General features: G+C 69.6%; 13 protein-coding genes. 4 read left to right on the top strand and 9 right to left on the bottom strand.

The features are described 5' to 3' along the window. Positions 1-41: 41 nt before the first annotated feature. Together WDW90_RS00145 and WDW90_RS00140 are read right to left on the bottom strand one after the other, a co-directional pair. Positions 42-344, bottom strand: a complete 303-nt coding sequence (locus WDW90_RS00145) for an Rdx family protein (protein WP_336485224.1) — start codon at positions 342-344, stop codon at positions 42-44. 59 nt (positions 345-403) lie between these two features. Further along, positions 404-1,171, bottom strand: coding sequence for a 3'-5' exonuclease (locus WDW90_RS00140; RefSeq protein WP_336485223.1), 768 nt, complete (start codon positions 1,169-1,171; stop codon positions 404-406). A 129-nt stretch (positions 1,172-1,300) separates the two neighbouring features. Between WDW90_RS00140 and WDW90_RS00135 the strand changes: the two genes are divergently transcribed. From WDW90_RS00135 to WDW90_RS00125, 3 genes are read left to right on the top strand one after another with little or no spacing between them, the layout of a single operon-like run. Further along, a complete protein-coding gene (locus WDW90_RS00135) occupies positions 1,301-1,936 on the top strand; it encodes a LemA family protein (RefSeq protein ID WP_336485222.1) in 636 nt (211 codons plus the stop codon). Positions 1,937-1,938: 2 nt separating this feature from the next. After that, a complete protein-coding gene (locus tag WDW90_RS00130) occupies positions 1,939-2,724 on the top strand; it encodes a TPM domain-containing protein (RefSeq protein ID WP_336485220.1) in 786 nt (261 codons plus the stop codon). After that, positions 2,714-3,346, top strand: a complete 633-nt coding sequence (locus WDW90_RS00125; RefSeq protein ID WP_336485218.1) for a TPM domain-containing protein — start codon at positions 2,714-2,716, stop codon at positions 3,344-3,346. The genes WDW90_RS00130 and WDW90_RS00125 overlap by 11 nt, the downstream gene beginning before the upstream one ends. A 5-nt stretch (positions 3,347-3,351) precedes the next feature. Here WDW90_RS00125 and moaA read toward each other — a convergent pair whose 3' ends face one another. Continuing rightward, the gene (gene moaA / locus WDW90_RS00120) at positions 3,352-4,389 is read right to left on the bottom strand and encodes a GTP 3',8-cyclase MoaA (protein WP_336485216.1); all 1,038 of its coding nucleotides are present in this window, start codon (positions 4,387-4,389) and stop codon (positions 3,352-3,354) included. Between the two features lie 143 nt (positions 4,390-4,532). Here moaA and WDW90_RS00115 point away from each other — a divergent pair, with 143 nt between their 5' ends. Beyond that, entirely contained in the window at positions 4,533-4,955 is a 423-nt protein-coding gene (locus WDW90_RS00115; protein ID WP_336485215.1) for a gamma-butyrobetaine hydroxylase family protein, read from the top strand. Between the two features lie 59 nt (positions 4,956-5,014). Here the strand turns inward: WDW90_RS00115 and WDW90_RS00110 are convergent, their stop codons facing one another. From WDW90_RS00110 to WDW90_RS00085, 6 genes are all read right to left on the bottom strand, one after another. Continuing rightward, a complete protein-coding gene (locus WDW90_RS00110; RefSeq protein ID WP_336485214.1) occupies positions 5,015-5,671 on the bottom strand; it encodes a L,D-transpeptidase in 657 nt (218 codons plus the stop codon). A gap of 460 nt (positions 5,672-6,131) precedes the next feature. Beyond that, the gene (gene nadC, locus WDW90_RS00105) at positions 6,132-7,004 is read right to left on the bottom strand and encodes a carboxylating nicotinate-nucleotide diphosphorylase (protein WP_336485213.1); all 873 of its coding nucleotides are present in this window, start codon (positions 7,002-7,004) and stop codon (positions 6,132-6,134) included. Beyond that, positions 7,001-8,539, bottom strand: a complete 1,539-nt coding sequence (locus WDW90_RS00100; RefSeq protein ID WP_336485212.1) for an L-aspartate oxidase — start codon at positions 8,537-8,539, stop codon at positions 7,001-7,003. Before WDW90_RS00100 ends, nadC begins: the two co-directional genes overlap by 4 nt. After that, positions 8,536-9,570, bottom strand: a complete 1,035-nt coding sequence (nadA, locus tag WDW90_RS00095; protein ID WP_431310945.1) for a quinolinate synthase NadA — start codon at positions 9,568-9,570, stop codon at positions 8,536-8,538. The genes WDW90_RS00100 and nadA overlap by 4 nt, the downstream gene beginning before the upstream one ends. 452 nt (positions 9,571-10,022) lie before the next feature. Beyond that, positions 10,023-10,910, bottom strand: a complete 888-nt coding sequence (locus tag WDW90_RS00090; protein ID WP_336485209.1) for an amidohydrolase family protein — start codon at positions 10,908-10,910, stop codon at positions 10,023-10,025. A 139-nt stretch (positions 10,911-11,049) separates the two neighbouring features. Next, positions 11,050-12,378 (bottom strand): MFS transporter, encoded by a 1,329-nt coding sequence (locus tag WDW90_RS00085; protein ID WP_336485207.1) that lies wholly within the window; start codon positions 12,376-12,378, stop codon positions 11,050-11,052. Between the last annotated feature and the right edge of the window lie 164 nt (positions 12,379-12,542).

The raw sequence follows: 12,542 nt of genomic DNA, 5'->3' as shown, positions 1-12,542 counted from the left end.
GGAGCGGGCCGCTGTCCGTCGCATCATCGGGCAAGGGCGGATCATGGCCTGTCGATATGGCCGAGATCCCGTGCGGGGTCGAGGCGATCCCGCACGCGTTGCTTCAGCGTCTTGACGTCCGGGAAGCCGCCGTCCCGTTTGCGCTCCCACACCGCCGCGCCATCCACCTCGATCGCGAAGGCGCCGCCCGTGCCAGGGATCAGGGCGACCTCGCCCAGATCGTCGCGGAAGGTGGAGAGGAGTTCCTGTGCCATCCAGGCTGCTCGCAAAAGCCAGTTGCACTGGGTGCAGTAGGTTATGGCGACCCGCGGCTTGCCCGCCGCAGCTTCGGGCGTTCCGTCCATGGAGCGCACAGCGCACTGACGGCGTGCCATTGTCAACCGCCCCGGCCCATGGCCGGGCGTCACAGGAGTCGGCCCTCCGGAGCCGGCGTGGACCCGTTGCCGCGGCCGGCTCTCAGTGCCTGCTCGCGGCGTGCGGTGAAGCGGATATCCGCGTCGAAGCCCCCGCGGCCGAGTACCCAATCGAGAAAGTCGTCGCTCATCGTGCTCCAGCGCCGGCCCCTGTTCTCGCCGAAGGTCACGCGCGGCAGGAGGGCGGGCTCGCGCGTCCAGGCCATCAGCACCTCGGGCCCGGTCTCGCGCAGCATCTCGCGCAGGAGATGGGCGGTGACGTAGGCATCCGGCCCGGCGCGATGGGCGGGCAGCCCGGCATCCCGATCGAGCCCCTCCGGCCGCCGCGCATACCGCAGCGACTGATTGGCGTGCGACGGCTCCTCCGGCCACAGGCGGAGAGCCGATTTGTAGGTGCAGATCCAGGGTCGTCCCCCTGTCAGGGCATTGCGGCACCAGCGGCGCTCGAAGGCCGCGCGATGAGCCGCGAGCGCGATCAGCCCATGCCCGGCCGGTTTCAGGATGGCGGGCGCCACATCGAGCCAGACCTGAGCGCCCGCCACGTCCTCATCCGCGATGTGATGGACGGCCTGCGTGCGCGCCGGGATCGGGCACTCGGGATTGACGTAGCGGGCACCGCGCTCAGGTCCGACGCGCCAGGCTCCGTCCACGCATTCCACGTCCTGCCAGCCGATCTCGACCACGCCGTCGCTGCCGGGCCGGCTGCCCGTCGTCTCGAGATCGATGACGCGGATGATCGCGGTGGTCTTGCGCAGCATTGCGTCCGATATGGCGCGCGGCGCGCGATCAGAAAGCGCGCCGACCTTTTCGTGCCCGAGCGGATGCCTATCTGTCGCAGGGCAGACAAGGCCAAGCTCCGCCACCGCCGTGGCCAGACGAGGGATCCCATGCCGACCGGCTCACTTGCCAGCACGCTGCCGCGCACGCCCGTTCTGGCCCGGCTCATCGGTGCGCTCGTCGCAGCCCTGTTCGCCTTCTGCCTGTCGGGCTGCGGTGCCATCAATCAGGTGCCCACCCTGCAGGAGCAGGCGAAATCCGCCTGGAGCGAGGTGCAGAACCAGTATCAGCGTCGCGCAGACCTGATCCCGAACCTCGTCGAGACCGTGAAGGGCTATGCCCAGCAGGAGAAGGACGTGCTGACGAGCGTCGTCGAGGCGCGCGCCAAGGCGACGAGCGTCAAGGTCGATGCATCCACGGTCAGCGACCCGCAGATGTTCAAGGAATTCCAGGACGCCCAAAATCAGTTGTCGGGAGCACTCGGGCGGCTCCTCGTGACCGTGGAGCGTTATCCGGACCTGAAGTCGAACCAGAACTTCCTGGCGCTGCAGTCGCAGCTTGAGGGCACGGAGAACCGGATCACGGTGGCGCGGCGTGACTATATTCAGGCGGTCCAGGCCTACAATACCGAGGTTCGCACGATTCCCGGCCGCTGGATCGCCGCGTGGCTGTACCCGGACGCGAAGCCGATGGAGACTTTCACGGCGACGCCGAACGCCGAGCGCCCGCCGAACGTCAAGTTCTAGCGATGAGCGCCGTGACGGGTCGCGGCGTCCGCTTCGCCGTTGTCCTGGCCCTGCTGCTCGTCGCCGGCCTCCGGCAGGCGGCAATCGCGGCCGAGCTTACCTTCCCGCCCCTCTCCGGCCGGGTGGTCGACGCGGCCGGCATCCTCGGGCCGGAGGAACGGGCGACGCTCGACGCGAAACTCAAGGCCTACGAGGACAAGACCTCCGATCAGGTGGTGGTCGCCACGATCCCGAGCCTGCAGGGCGCGAGCATCGAGGATTACGGCAACAGGCTGTTCCGCGCCTGGGCGCTCGGCCAGAAGACGGCGAACAACGGTGCCCTCCTCCTCGTCGCGCCCAACGAGCGCAAGGTCCGGATCGAGGTCGGCTACGGTCTCGAGGGCGCTCTGACCGACGCTCTCTCCAAGGTGATCATCACGACAGCCGTGACGCCGCGCTTCAAGTCCGGCGATTTCGCGGGCGGGATCAATGCCGGCGTCGACGCGATGCTCTCCATCCTCTCCGGCGATGCCGACGAGTGGCATCGGCGCGCAAAGGTGCGGGAGGACGAGACCGATCCGGTTCAGGCCGTCCTCTTCCTCATCATCCTCGTCGTCATCCTGATCGCATTCTGGCGCATGAGCCGCGGGCCCCACTACGCCGGCCGGCGCGGTGGCGGCCTCATCATCGTGCCGGGCCCATCACCCGGCGGATGGAGCGGCGGCGTGTCGGGCGGGTTCGGCGGAGACGGCGGCTTCTCCGGGGGCGGCGGATCGTCCGGCGGCGGAGGAGCATCCGGTGACTGGTAGGCGTGGCCAGATCCTGGGCGGCGAGGCGCGGGCGCGGATCGCCGAGGCCGTCCGGCTGGCCGAGGCCGGCACGTCGGGCGAGATCGTCGTGATGGTGAGCGCACGGGCGGGCCTCTACCGCTCTGTTGCACTTCTCGCCGCCCTGATCACGAGCCTGGTTTTGCCCTGGCCGCTGATCTGGTTCACGGATCTGAGCGCGGCAGCGATCGCCCTGGCGCAGGCCCTCGTCGTGCTCGGCGTGATGGCCGCCACCCTGGTCGAGGCGGTGCGCCTCGCCCTCGTGCCGCGGCGGCTGCGGCGCATGCGGGCCCGTGATGCGGCACGGCTCGCCTTCTGGTCACGGGGGCTGAGCCGGACCCAGCGGCGAACGGGTATCCTCATCTATCTCGCGCTGGCCGAGCGCCATGCCGAGATCGTGGCCGACGATGGCATTCTGAGCCGCATAGGAGCGGAGCACTGGAACGCGACGTTGGCCGACCTGCTGGCAGCCCTGCATCGTGAGGACATCGAGGCAGGCCTGATCAGGGCCGTGGAACAGGTCGGCGTGATCCTCGCTCCGGACTTTCCGCCGGACCCGAACGCCGTGGACGAGTTGCCGAACCGCGTGATCGTGACCGATTAGGATTCTCAGCCGCCCGTCACGCTCATATGCCGGGGGACCGCGGCCGGACGAGCGCGCTCGATGACGAAGTCGTGGCCCTTGGGCTTGCGCGAGATCGCCTCGATGATCGCTTGCGTGACGCCTGCGTCGTCCGGCGAGGCACGCAGAGCCGCGCGCAGATCCGCCGCATCCTCCTGGCCGAGGCACATGTAGAGCTTGCCCGTGCAGGTAAGGCGCACCCGGTTGCAGCTCTCGCAGAAATTGTGCGTGAGCGGCGTGATGAAGCCGAGGCGACCGCCCGTCTCGGCAACGCGCACGTAGCGCGCGGGACCGCCCGTGCGGTCGGGGAGCGGCGTCAGGGTGTAGCGCGTCTCGAGCCGCGCCCGCACGACCGAGAGCGGCAGGAACTGGTCGGTGCGATCGCCCTCGACCTCGCCGAGCGGCATCACCTCGATCAGCGTCATGTCCATGCCGTCGCCGTGGGCCCAGGCGATCATGTCGGCCAAGGCGTCCTCGTTGACGCCCTTGAGCGCCACCGCGTTGATCTTGACCTTGAGGCCGGCCCGGCGCGCCGTCTCAATGCCGTCGAGCACGACCTTCAGGTCGCCCCGCCGCGTCACGGCGCGGAACGTGTCGGGATCGAGGGTGTCGAGCGACACGTTGATCCGGCGGACGCCGAGATCGGCGAGTTCGTGGGCAAAGCGGCCGAGCTGGGTGCCGTTCGTCGTGAGCGTCAGCTCCTCGAGGGCGCCGGTGTCGAGATGGCGCGAGAGACGACGGAACAGGTGCATGATGTCGCGCCGCACCAGCGGCTCGCCGCCGGTGATGCGCAGCTTGCGCACGCCGCGGCCTATGAAGACGGCGCAGAGACGATCGAGCTCCTCAAGGGTCAGGAGATCGCGCTTCGGCAGGAAGTTCATCTCCTCGGCCATGCAGTAGACGCAGCGGAGATCGCAGCGGTCGGTCACGGATATGCGCAGATAGGTGATCGCACGCTGGAACGGGTCGATCAGGGGCGCGAGGGCCGGGGCCGGTTCGCGCTCATCGGTGCGGGGACCCCACATGCGGGACTCTGGGCTCTGCTGTGACGGGAAATCTGGCCTGCCGTCTCGTGACGAACCTAGCATGCATTGGCATATGAGGTCTCGTGCGCCGGCGAGCAAGCTCGCTGCGCGCAGTGCAGGGTTACGGGTCGTGGAGTCTTGAGATGAACGAGGAGTGCTGGCCGGTCGAGATCCGACTGGCAGGCGACAGGCGGGTTCTGAACGTCGCCTTCGAGAACGGAAGCCGGTTCGCGCTCCCGGCCGAATACCTGCGCGTGTCCAGTCCTTCCGCGGAGGTACAGGGGCATTCGCCGGCCGAGCGCAAGGTGATCGGCGGCAAGCGCAACGTGATGATCCTGGCTGTCGAGCCGATCGGCAACTATGCGGTCAAGCTGCGCTTCGACGACATGCACGACACCGGCATCTTCGGCTGGGATTACCTGCATGCGCTCGGCCGGGACTACGATCGGCGCTGGGCGACCTACCTCGCGGAACTCGACGAGCGCGGGCTCGACCGCGACGGAGTCAAGGCCTCGGGCGGGTCCCAGGGCGGCGGAAGCTGCGGCAGCGGTTGCGGCTGCCACTGAAAAGGGAATGGGGCCGGCATTCCTGCCAGCCCCTCAAGGTTCGAGCAACGTTGAGGAAATCAGCGCTGCACGATGACCTTCGTGCCGACCTTCGCGCGCGTGTAGAGGTCGGCGACGTCCTCGTTGGTCATGCGGATACAGCCCGACGAGACGGCGGTGCCGATCGTCTCCGGCTCGTTGGAGCCGTGGATGCGGTAGATCGAGCCGCCGAGATACATGGCGCGCGCGCCGAGCGGGTTCTCCAGGCCGCCCTTCATGTAGCGCGGCAGGTCGGGCCGGCGGCGCAGCATCTGGGCGGGCGGGCGCCAATCGGGCCATTCGCGCTTCATCGTGATGGTCTGCACGCCGCCCCAGGTGAAGCCGGGCCGGCCGACGCCGACGCCGTAGCGCAGAGCCTGGCCGCCGCCGAGCACGTAGTACAGACGCCGCTCGGCCGTCGAAACCACAATCGTGCCAGCGCCATAGGGGCCGTTATAGGCCACCGTCTCGCGCGCGATCGCCGACATCTGCGGCACTGCGGAGGCGGCCAGCGGGTCGGCGGCGTTGAGCGAGGCGTTGGCGGTCGGGAGGGCCACGGCCTGCGGGCGCACGCGCACGCTGAGGGCGTTGTCGAGCGGCTGGCGCGTCAGGGGATCGATCTCGTAGGCGAAGGCTGGCGAGGCCCACGCGGCAGCCGCGCAGGCGAGCCCGATCAGGGCGGGGGCGAAACGACGCATCAAAGCCTCTCGTGGGCAGGCTGAGGTTTGTGGAAACACGGTTGAATACTGGGGCACGATGCCGTGCCATGCGTCGCCAAGGGGTAAACGCTGGCTGCCCAAAGCCAAGCCATAATCCGGCCCGGGCCGCCGTTCGGGGCAGCGCGTGCTTCGATGGCAACACTGTGGCAGCTTGGCCATAAGTGCGCCGTTCATGAGGCGCCAGGTGGGCGGGCGATTACGGAACAAACCATGTACGTCCGTGCCGTTTCGCGGCCCGGCGCCGGAAACGGCCGTTTTCATCCGCTCCGCGCGAGACAACGGGGCGATTTCGTATACGAAACCGGCCGCGACGCGGCTGCCGCCGCGGTGGCTGGCCGTTAGACCACGAGGCAGCCCGTAGCCTGAGACCGCGGGCCACCTTGCGAAGCGCGTTCCTCGTCCGACGAGGGCGCGCTTTTTCAATTTCCGGTTGAGACGATCAGGCCGCGTCGAGGCCGAGGTCGATGATCGCAGCGCTGTGGGTGATCCAGCCGCAGGAGATCAGGTCGACGCCGGACGCCGCGACCGCCCCGACCGTCTCCCGGGTGATCCGGCCCGAGGCCTCGCTGACGGCGCGGCCGTCGATCAGGGCGACGGCCCTCGTCAACTGCTCGGGACTCATGTTGTCGAGGAGCACCGCGTCGGCGCCGACCGAGAGCGCCTCCTCGAGCTGCGTGAGGGTGTCGACCTCGACCTCGATCCTGACGAGGTGGCCGGTCGCGGCCCGCGCCCGCTCGATCGCCGGGACGATGCCGCCCGCGACCGCGACGTGGTTGTCCTTGATCAGCACCGCGTCGTCGAGGCCGAAGCGGTGGTTCGAGCCGCCGCCGGCGCGCACCGCGTGCTTCTCCAGCCCCCGCAGGCCCGGCGTGGTCTTGCGGGTGCAGACGATGCGGGCCTTGCCGTGCGGCCGCGCCGCCTCGACGAGCGAGGCGGTGGCGGTGGCGACGCCGGACATCCGGCAGAGCAAGTTGAGCGCGACCCGCTCGGCCGTGAGGATGGCGCGGGCGGGGCCCGACAGGCGGATCACGACGTCGCCGGGGGCGACGCGGGCGCCGTCGCCCCGCTCCACGCTGACGGAGACTGCGGGGTCGATCAGCCCGAAGGCGATCACGGCCGCGTCCGCGCCCGCGATCACGCCGGGCTGGCGGGCGGCGATGACGCCCTCGAGCCGGGCCGAGGCCGGCACGATCGCGTCGGTGGTGATGTCGCCGGCCCGGCCGAGATCCTCCAGCAGGGCGGCGCGCACGATCGGCTCCACGAGGAGCCGCGGCAGGGGGGGAAGCGTCTCGGTGATGGGCTCAGGGGTCATGGGCTCAGGGCTCCCTCGGCCTGCTCGGCCCGCTCGGCGGCGCGCAGCGACGCGGCGAGGTCCGTCTCGGTGTGGCGGGCGGGCGCGGCGCAGGGCGCGTCGGCGCGCCAGTGGGCGCCGCGGCTCTCCCGGCGGCCGAGCGCGCCCTCGGCGATCATCAGCCCGACAAGGGCGGCGTCGCTGCCGGCCCGCGCCAGGGGGCCGAGCCGGGACAGCGCCTCGGCGAGGCCCTCGGCGTCCCGCACCACGCCGACATGCCGCTCCATGATCGCGCGGATCTCGGCCGGGTCGGCGCAGGGGTCGGAGGAGGGGCGGAACGCGGCGTCGCCGGGCACGGTCCGCCCGGGCGGCGGCGCGTCGAGGCCGTCGGCGATCCAGCCGGCATAGGCGAGCGCTTCGAGGAGCGAGTTGCTGGCGAGCCGGTTCGCGCCGTGGAGGCCCGTGGACGCGACCTCGCCGCAGGCGTAGAGGCCCGGCACCGTGCTGGCCCCGTGCGCGTCCACCAGGACCCCGCCCATATGGTAATGGGCGGCCGGCCGCACGGGAATCGCCTCGCGGGCCGGGTCGATGCCCGCCCGCGCGCAGAGCGCCGCCACGGTGGGGAAGCGGGCCGGCATCCGCGCGCCGAGCGCGCCGCGCGCGTCGAGGTAGACGGTCTGTCCGCGGGCGAGCGTCTGGAAGATGGCGCGGGCGACGACGTCGCGGGGCGCGAGGTCGCCCCCGGCGATCCCGGCCATCACCCGGTTGCCGGCCCCGTCGATCAGGCTGGCGCCCTCACCGCGCAGGGCCTCGGTGGCAAGCGGCATCGGGTCGGCGCCGGCCGCGATGGCGGTCGGGTGGAACTGCACGAACTCGAGGTCGCGCAGCACCGCCCCGGCCCGTGCCGCGAGCGCGAGGCCGCGGCCGGTGGCGCCGCGCGGGTTCGTGGTCGAGGCGTAGAGCGCTCCGACGCCGCCCGTCGCCAGCACCACCGCGCGGGCCGGGATGCGGAAGCGGGCGCCGTCGCGCTCGCAGACGATTCCCGCGACGGCGCCGGTCTCGTCGCGCATCAGGTCGCGCGCGCTGGCGACCACGGTCTCGATCGAGGGCGCGCGCGAAGCCGCCCGCACGAGCCCTTCGAGGACCACGCGGCCAGTCGAGTCGCCCTCCGCCCGCACGATGCGGCGGCGGCTATGGGCGGCCTCGAGGCCGAGCGCCGGCGCGCCGCCGGGCTCGCGGTCGAAGGGCACGCCGAGCCGCACCAGCCAGTCGATCAGGCCGGGACCGGCCGCGGCCACGCGGCGAGCGACATCGGGCGCGGTCAGGCCGGCGCCGGCGGCCACGGTGTCGGCGGCGTGGAGCGCGGGCGCGTCGTCGGGGCCGATCGCGGCGGCGATGCCGCCCTGCGCCCAGCCCGTGGCGGTGCCGAACCCGAGGGGCTCGGCCGTCACCAGGGTGACGGGGCGCGGCGCGAGGCGGAGCGCGACGGCGAGACCCGCCACCCCCGCCCCGACCACGACCACGCGGTCGGCGGGATTGCGCGAGAGGGCGTTCATCGGGCCTTGACCGCGAGCATCCGCTCGACCGCCGCCCGCGCCCGGTCGGCGAGCGCCGGCTCGACGGTGACCTCGTGGGTCATCGTCTCGAGCGCGTGGCGGATGTTCGACAGGCTCATGCGCTTCATGTGCGGGCACATGTTGCAGGGCTTGATGAACTCGATGTCCGGGTTGGCCGCCGCGATGTTGTCGGCCATCGAGCATTCGGTCACGAGGACGACCTGCGCGGGCCGCTTCTCGACGACGTAGTTCATCATCAGCGCGGTCGAGCCCGAGAAGTCGGATTCGGCCACGACGTCGGGCGGGCATTCGGGATGCGCGATCACCGTGACGCCGGGATAGCTCTCGCGCACGTCGCGGATGTCGGCCGGGGTGAAGCGCTCGTGCACCTCGCAATGGCCGGCCCAGGTCAGGATCTCGATCTCGGGAAGCGCCGCCTGGACGTTCTGCGCCAGGAACTCGTCCGGGATCATGAGCACGCGCGGGGCGTTCAGAGACCTGATGACCTCGACGGCGTTGCCGGAGGTGCAGCAGAGGTCGGATTCCGCCTTCACGGCCGCCGAGGTGTTGACGTAGGTCACGATCGGCACGCCGGGATAGCGGGCGCGCAAGCCCCGCACGTCCTCGGGGGTGATCGAGTCGGCGAGCGAGCAGCCGGCCCGGGTGTCGGGGATCAGCACCGTCTTGCCCGGGTTCAGGAGCTTGGCCGTCTCGGCCATGAAGTGCACGCCCGCCAGCACGATCACGTCGGCGTCGACCTTCACGGCCTCGCGGGCGAGCGCGAGGCTGTCGCCCACGATGTCGGCCACGGTGTGGAAGATCTCGGGGGCCTGGTAATTGTGGGCGAGGATGACGGCGTTGCGCTCGCGCTTGAGCCTAAGGATCGCCTCGATGTCGGGCGCCAGTGCCGGCCACTCGATCGCCGGGACGTGCCGGCTCACCCGCGCGTAGATGTCCGGCAGGGGCAGGCCTTCGGGCGAGGTCCCGGGCAGAAAGCGCTCACGTGCGAGCGGGAGACTGGTCGCCGCCATCGCGTCCTCCATTATGCTCAGTTTGAGCATTGTGCCGTCTAAATTAGGCGCGCCGGACGCTCCTGTCCAGATATGCTGAGACTGAGCATATCGATTTTGCGGTGCGAAGTTTTGGGTGCAACGCGGGAGCCGGTTGGCCACGGCATCACCGGACGGCGTCGACCTTCGGTCTTTCCCGCGGCCGCGGCCGGGGCGCGCCCCGCCTCACGCGCACGGGCGAGGTGGGCGGCCCTGCCGGCTTCCGACCGGGTTCGTTCGAGATCGGCCTCCTCGCCGAAATCTGGCGCTTGGTACCCACCAGGAATCCGCAACGGGTGGAAGCCGGACCTCGACACTTTGGCCCGAAGCGGATGTTTGCTACGCTATATTCTAGACGACAATATTAACTTCGAAACAGGGCAATTGGACGGACTCCGTCCCTCAATGGCTGATCGTGAGGAGCCTTGATGTCCTCAACTCCGCGTCATCCAAAACAGCTTGCGTGGCGCATCGAGCAAGACGACCTCGCGATCACCTGCGTCTGACAACCACATGTCCAGTTCCTGACGTGCGGCCGTGTAGCTCGTCGTCTTCTCGAACTGCGTGTGGGGCCAGTCGCTGCCCCAGACGAGATGATCGAGACCGAAGCTGTCGCGCAACAGCGGCATCGCAGCGGCGGGTAACCCAGCGCCGTTGCGGTAGGAGCCGGAGATCTTGACCCAGACACGGCCGGTGGCGCCCGACTTCAGCAGGTGCTGAAAGCCCGGATCATCGACGCCGAGCTTGGGGTCGGGCTTGCCAAAATGGTCTGCGACGATCGTCACGCCGCTCTTGAGCAGGAGGGGCAGCAACTCCGGCCAGCGGCGGGCCTCAGCCTGGACCTCGACCTGCCAGCCGAGTTCGGCCAAGCGCTTCAGGAGCGTCGGCCACGGCTCGGTGTCGAACGGCGGGTTCCGCGCGCCGATCAGGTTGAGGCGGATGCCGGCCACGCCGGCCGAAGCGAGCGCGCGCAGGGCGTCCGGCGCGATATCGGGCTGCACCACCGCGATGCCGCGGAAGCGGTCGGGATAGCGTTTCAGGGCGTCCAGCATGTAGCTGTTGTCGGTCCCGAGGAAGCTCGGCTGAACCAGCACGGCGTTCGAAATGCCGTTGGCCTCCAAGGTCTTGAGGTAATCCTCCGGCGTCGCGTCGTAGTCGGGCGCGTAGCGGATGCTGGCGGCCAGCGGCAGTCCGCGCCTGAAGACGTGGGCGTGGGAGTCGATCGCCGTCATGGCGGTGCCCTGCGCGCGCGCGCGATGCGTCGAGCCCCCTGCGGCTGCGAACCCCGCGATGGCGCCGTGGAACATGCGTCGCGTGATCATGGCCACCTCCCTGCCTCAGGTGTCTGCGTCGCCGCGCCGTCTCGTGCCGGGCCGAGTTCCGGGTCGGGGCATTCACCGGGGCAGGCTCGGCGAACCGCCTCGGCGTGGCCGGCGTGGTCCCTTCGTCGGCCAGGAACAATCATTCGGCGGCAGTCGTGGGCGCGGCAGCGCGTGCTCGTGTGCCGCGACCCAGGATCAGGGTCATGATCGCGCCCGAGCCGGTCAGGAACACGAGCGGCAGCAGGGCGAGGGGGAAGCTGCCGGTCTGGTCCTTGATCACACCGAGGAGCCACGAGGCAATCCCGGTGCCGAGATGTGAGAGCGTGTTGATCGCCGCAATCCCGGCTGCGGCCGTACCCGCCGAGAGCCAGTCGGTCGCCATCGCCCAGAACGGCCCCTTGATGGCGTAGTTGCCCATCAGGACGAGGCTCAGGAGGATCATTGTCACCGTGAGAGAACTGGTGAGGTTGGTGGCGAACAGGCAAAGGCAGGTTGCCGCCAGAGGCAGGGCAGTGCTCCACACCCGTTCACCCGTCCGGTCGGCGCGCAGGCCCCAGAGGATCATGAACACCGAGGCGATGCCGAACGGGATCATGTTCAGGAGGCCGGTTTCCAGGTTGGACAGGCCGAACGCCTTGAGGATCTGCGGCTGCCACAGGGACAGAGCATTGCTGGTGGCCGAGCTGCCCGAGTAGATCAGCGCTAGCGCCCAGACGTATTTGTTCGTCAGCACCTTGTGCAGCGGCAGGTGGTGCGCGACCGGAGAGGCGCCGGAGCGATCCGCCGCCAGTTGATCCTGCAGCCACGCCCGCTCCTCAGGCGCGAGCCACTTGGCCTCCGAAGGGTGGCCTGGCAGCATGAACAGGGCGGCGATCCCGAGCAGCACGGCCGGGACCGCCTCGACGATGAAGAGCCACTGCCAGCCGTGCAGCCCGGACGCGCCCTCAAGCTGCAGCAGGGATGCCGAGATCGGTGATCCGAGGAAGCTGGAAATCGGGATCGCGACCATGAACATGGCGACGATCCGGGCCCGATACGCCTTGGGGAACCAGTAGGTGAGATAGAGGATGACGCCGGGGAAGAACCCGGCCTCGGCCGCCCCCAGCAGGAACCGGCACAGGTAGAAGCTGTAGGGCCCGACGACGAAGGCCATCGCCACGCCGACGAGGCCCCAGGTGATCATGATGCGCGCGATCCACAGGCGCGCCCCGACCTTCTCCATCGCGATGTTGCTCGGCACCTCGAACAGCACATAGGCGACGAAGAACAGCCCGCCACCGATGCCGAACATCGCCTGCGAGAGGCCGAGATCCTTGTTCATCGTGAGGGCGGCGAAGCCGGCATTCACCCGGTCGACGTAGGCGATGAAGTAGCAGAGCACCAGGAACGGCACGATCCGCCATCCCGCCCGCCGCATGACCGCAGCCCCGTCAACAGGCTGGTGAGGCGAAGCTCGGGTGGCGTCCATATCGTGTTTCCCACCGGGACCGAAATTTCGTTAGTTCACCTCATATCGTCGAAGTGATCGGCCCTGGAACAGCAGGTTGAGCGTTCTTGGATCAATGATCCGGAATTGTATGAACTTATCCGTGGGAGCATCACGGTCCAATGAGGCATCGGACACCGATGTCT

It is taken from the genome of Methylobacterium nigriterrae (assembly GCF_037106235.1).
Classification (GTDB): Bacteria; Pseudomonadota; Alphaproteobacteria; order Rhizobiales; family Beijerinckiaceae; genus Methylobacterium; species Methylobacterium nigriterrae.
The sequence above is the reverse complement of the archived record's forward strand: the minus strand, read 5'-3'. Positions and strand labels throughout refer to the sequence as shown.

Coding starts and splice junctions, on each gene's coding strand:
- WDW90_RS00090 (WP_336485209.1), bottom strand. CDS start 10,910: ATGATCACGCGACGCATGTTCCACGGCGCCATCGCGGGGTTCGCAGCC.
- WDW90_RS00100 (WP_336485212.1), bottom strand. CDS start 8,539: ATGAACGCCCTCTCGCGCAATCCCGCCGACCGCGTGGTCGTGGTCGGG.
- WDW90_RS00135 (WP_336485222.1), top strand. CDS start 1,301: ATGCCGACCGGCTCACTTGCCAGCACGCTGCCGCGCACGCCCGTTCTG.
- WDW90_RS00085 (WP_336485207.1), bottom strand. CDS start 12,378: ATGGACGCCACCCGAGCTTCGCCTCACCAGCCTGTTGACGGGGCTGCG.
- WDW90_RS00140 (WP_336485223.1), bottom strand. CDS start 1,171: ATGCTGCGCAAGACCACCGCGATCATCCGCGTCATCGATCTCGAGACG.
- WDW90_RS00145 (WP_336485224.1), bottom strand. CDS start 344: ATGGACGGAACGCCCGAAGCTGCGGCGGGCAAGCCGCGGGTCGCCATA.
- WDW90_RS00115 (WP_336485215.1), top strand. CDS start 4,533: ATGAACGAGGAGTGCTGGCCGGTCGAGATCCGACTGGCAGGCGACAGG.
- WDW90_RS00130 (WP_336485220.1), top strand. CDS start 1,939: ATGAGCGCCGTGACGGGTCGCGGCGTCCGCTTCGCCGTTGTCCTGGCC.
- nadC (WP_336485213.1), bottom strand. CDS start 7,004: ATGACCCCTGAGCCCATCACCGAGACGCTTCCCCCCCTGCCGCGGCTC.
- moaA (WP_336485216.1), bottom strand. CDS start 4,389: ATGTGGGGTCCCCGCACCGATGAGCGCGAACCGGCCCCGGCCCTCGCG.
- WDW90_RS00110 (WP_336485214.1), bottom strand. CDS start 5,671: ATGCGTCGTTTCGCCCCCGCCCTGATCGGGCTCGCCTGCGCGGCTGCC.
- nadA (WP_431310945.1), bottom strand. CDS start 9,570: ATGGCGGCGACCAGTCTCCCGCTCGCACGTGAGCGCTTTCTGCCCGGG.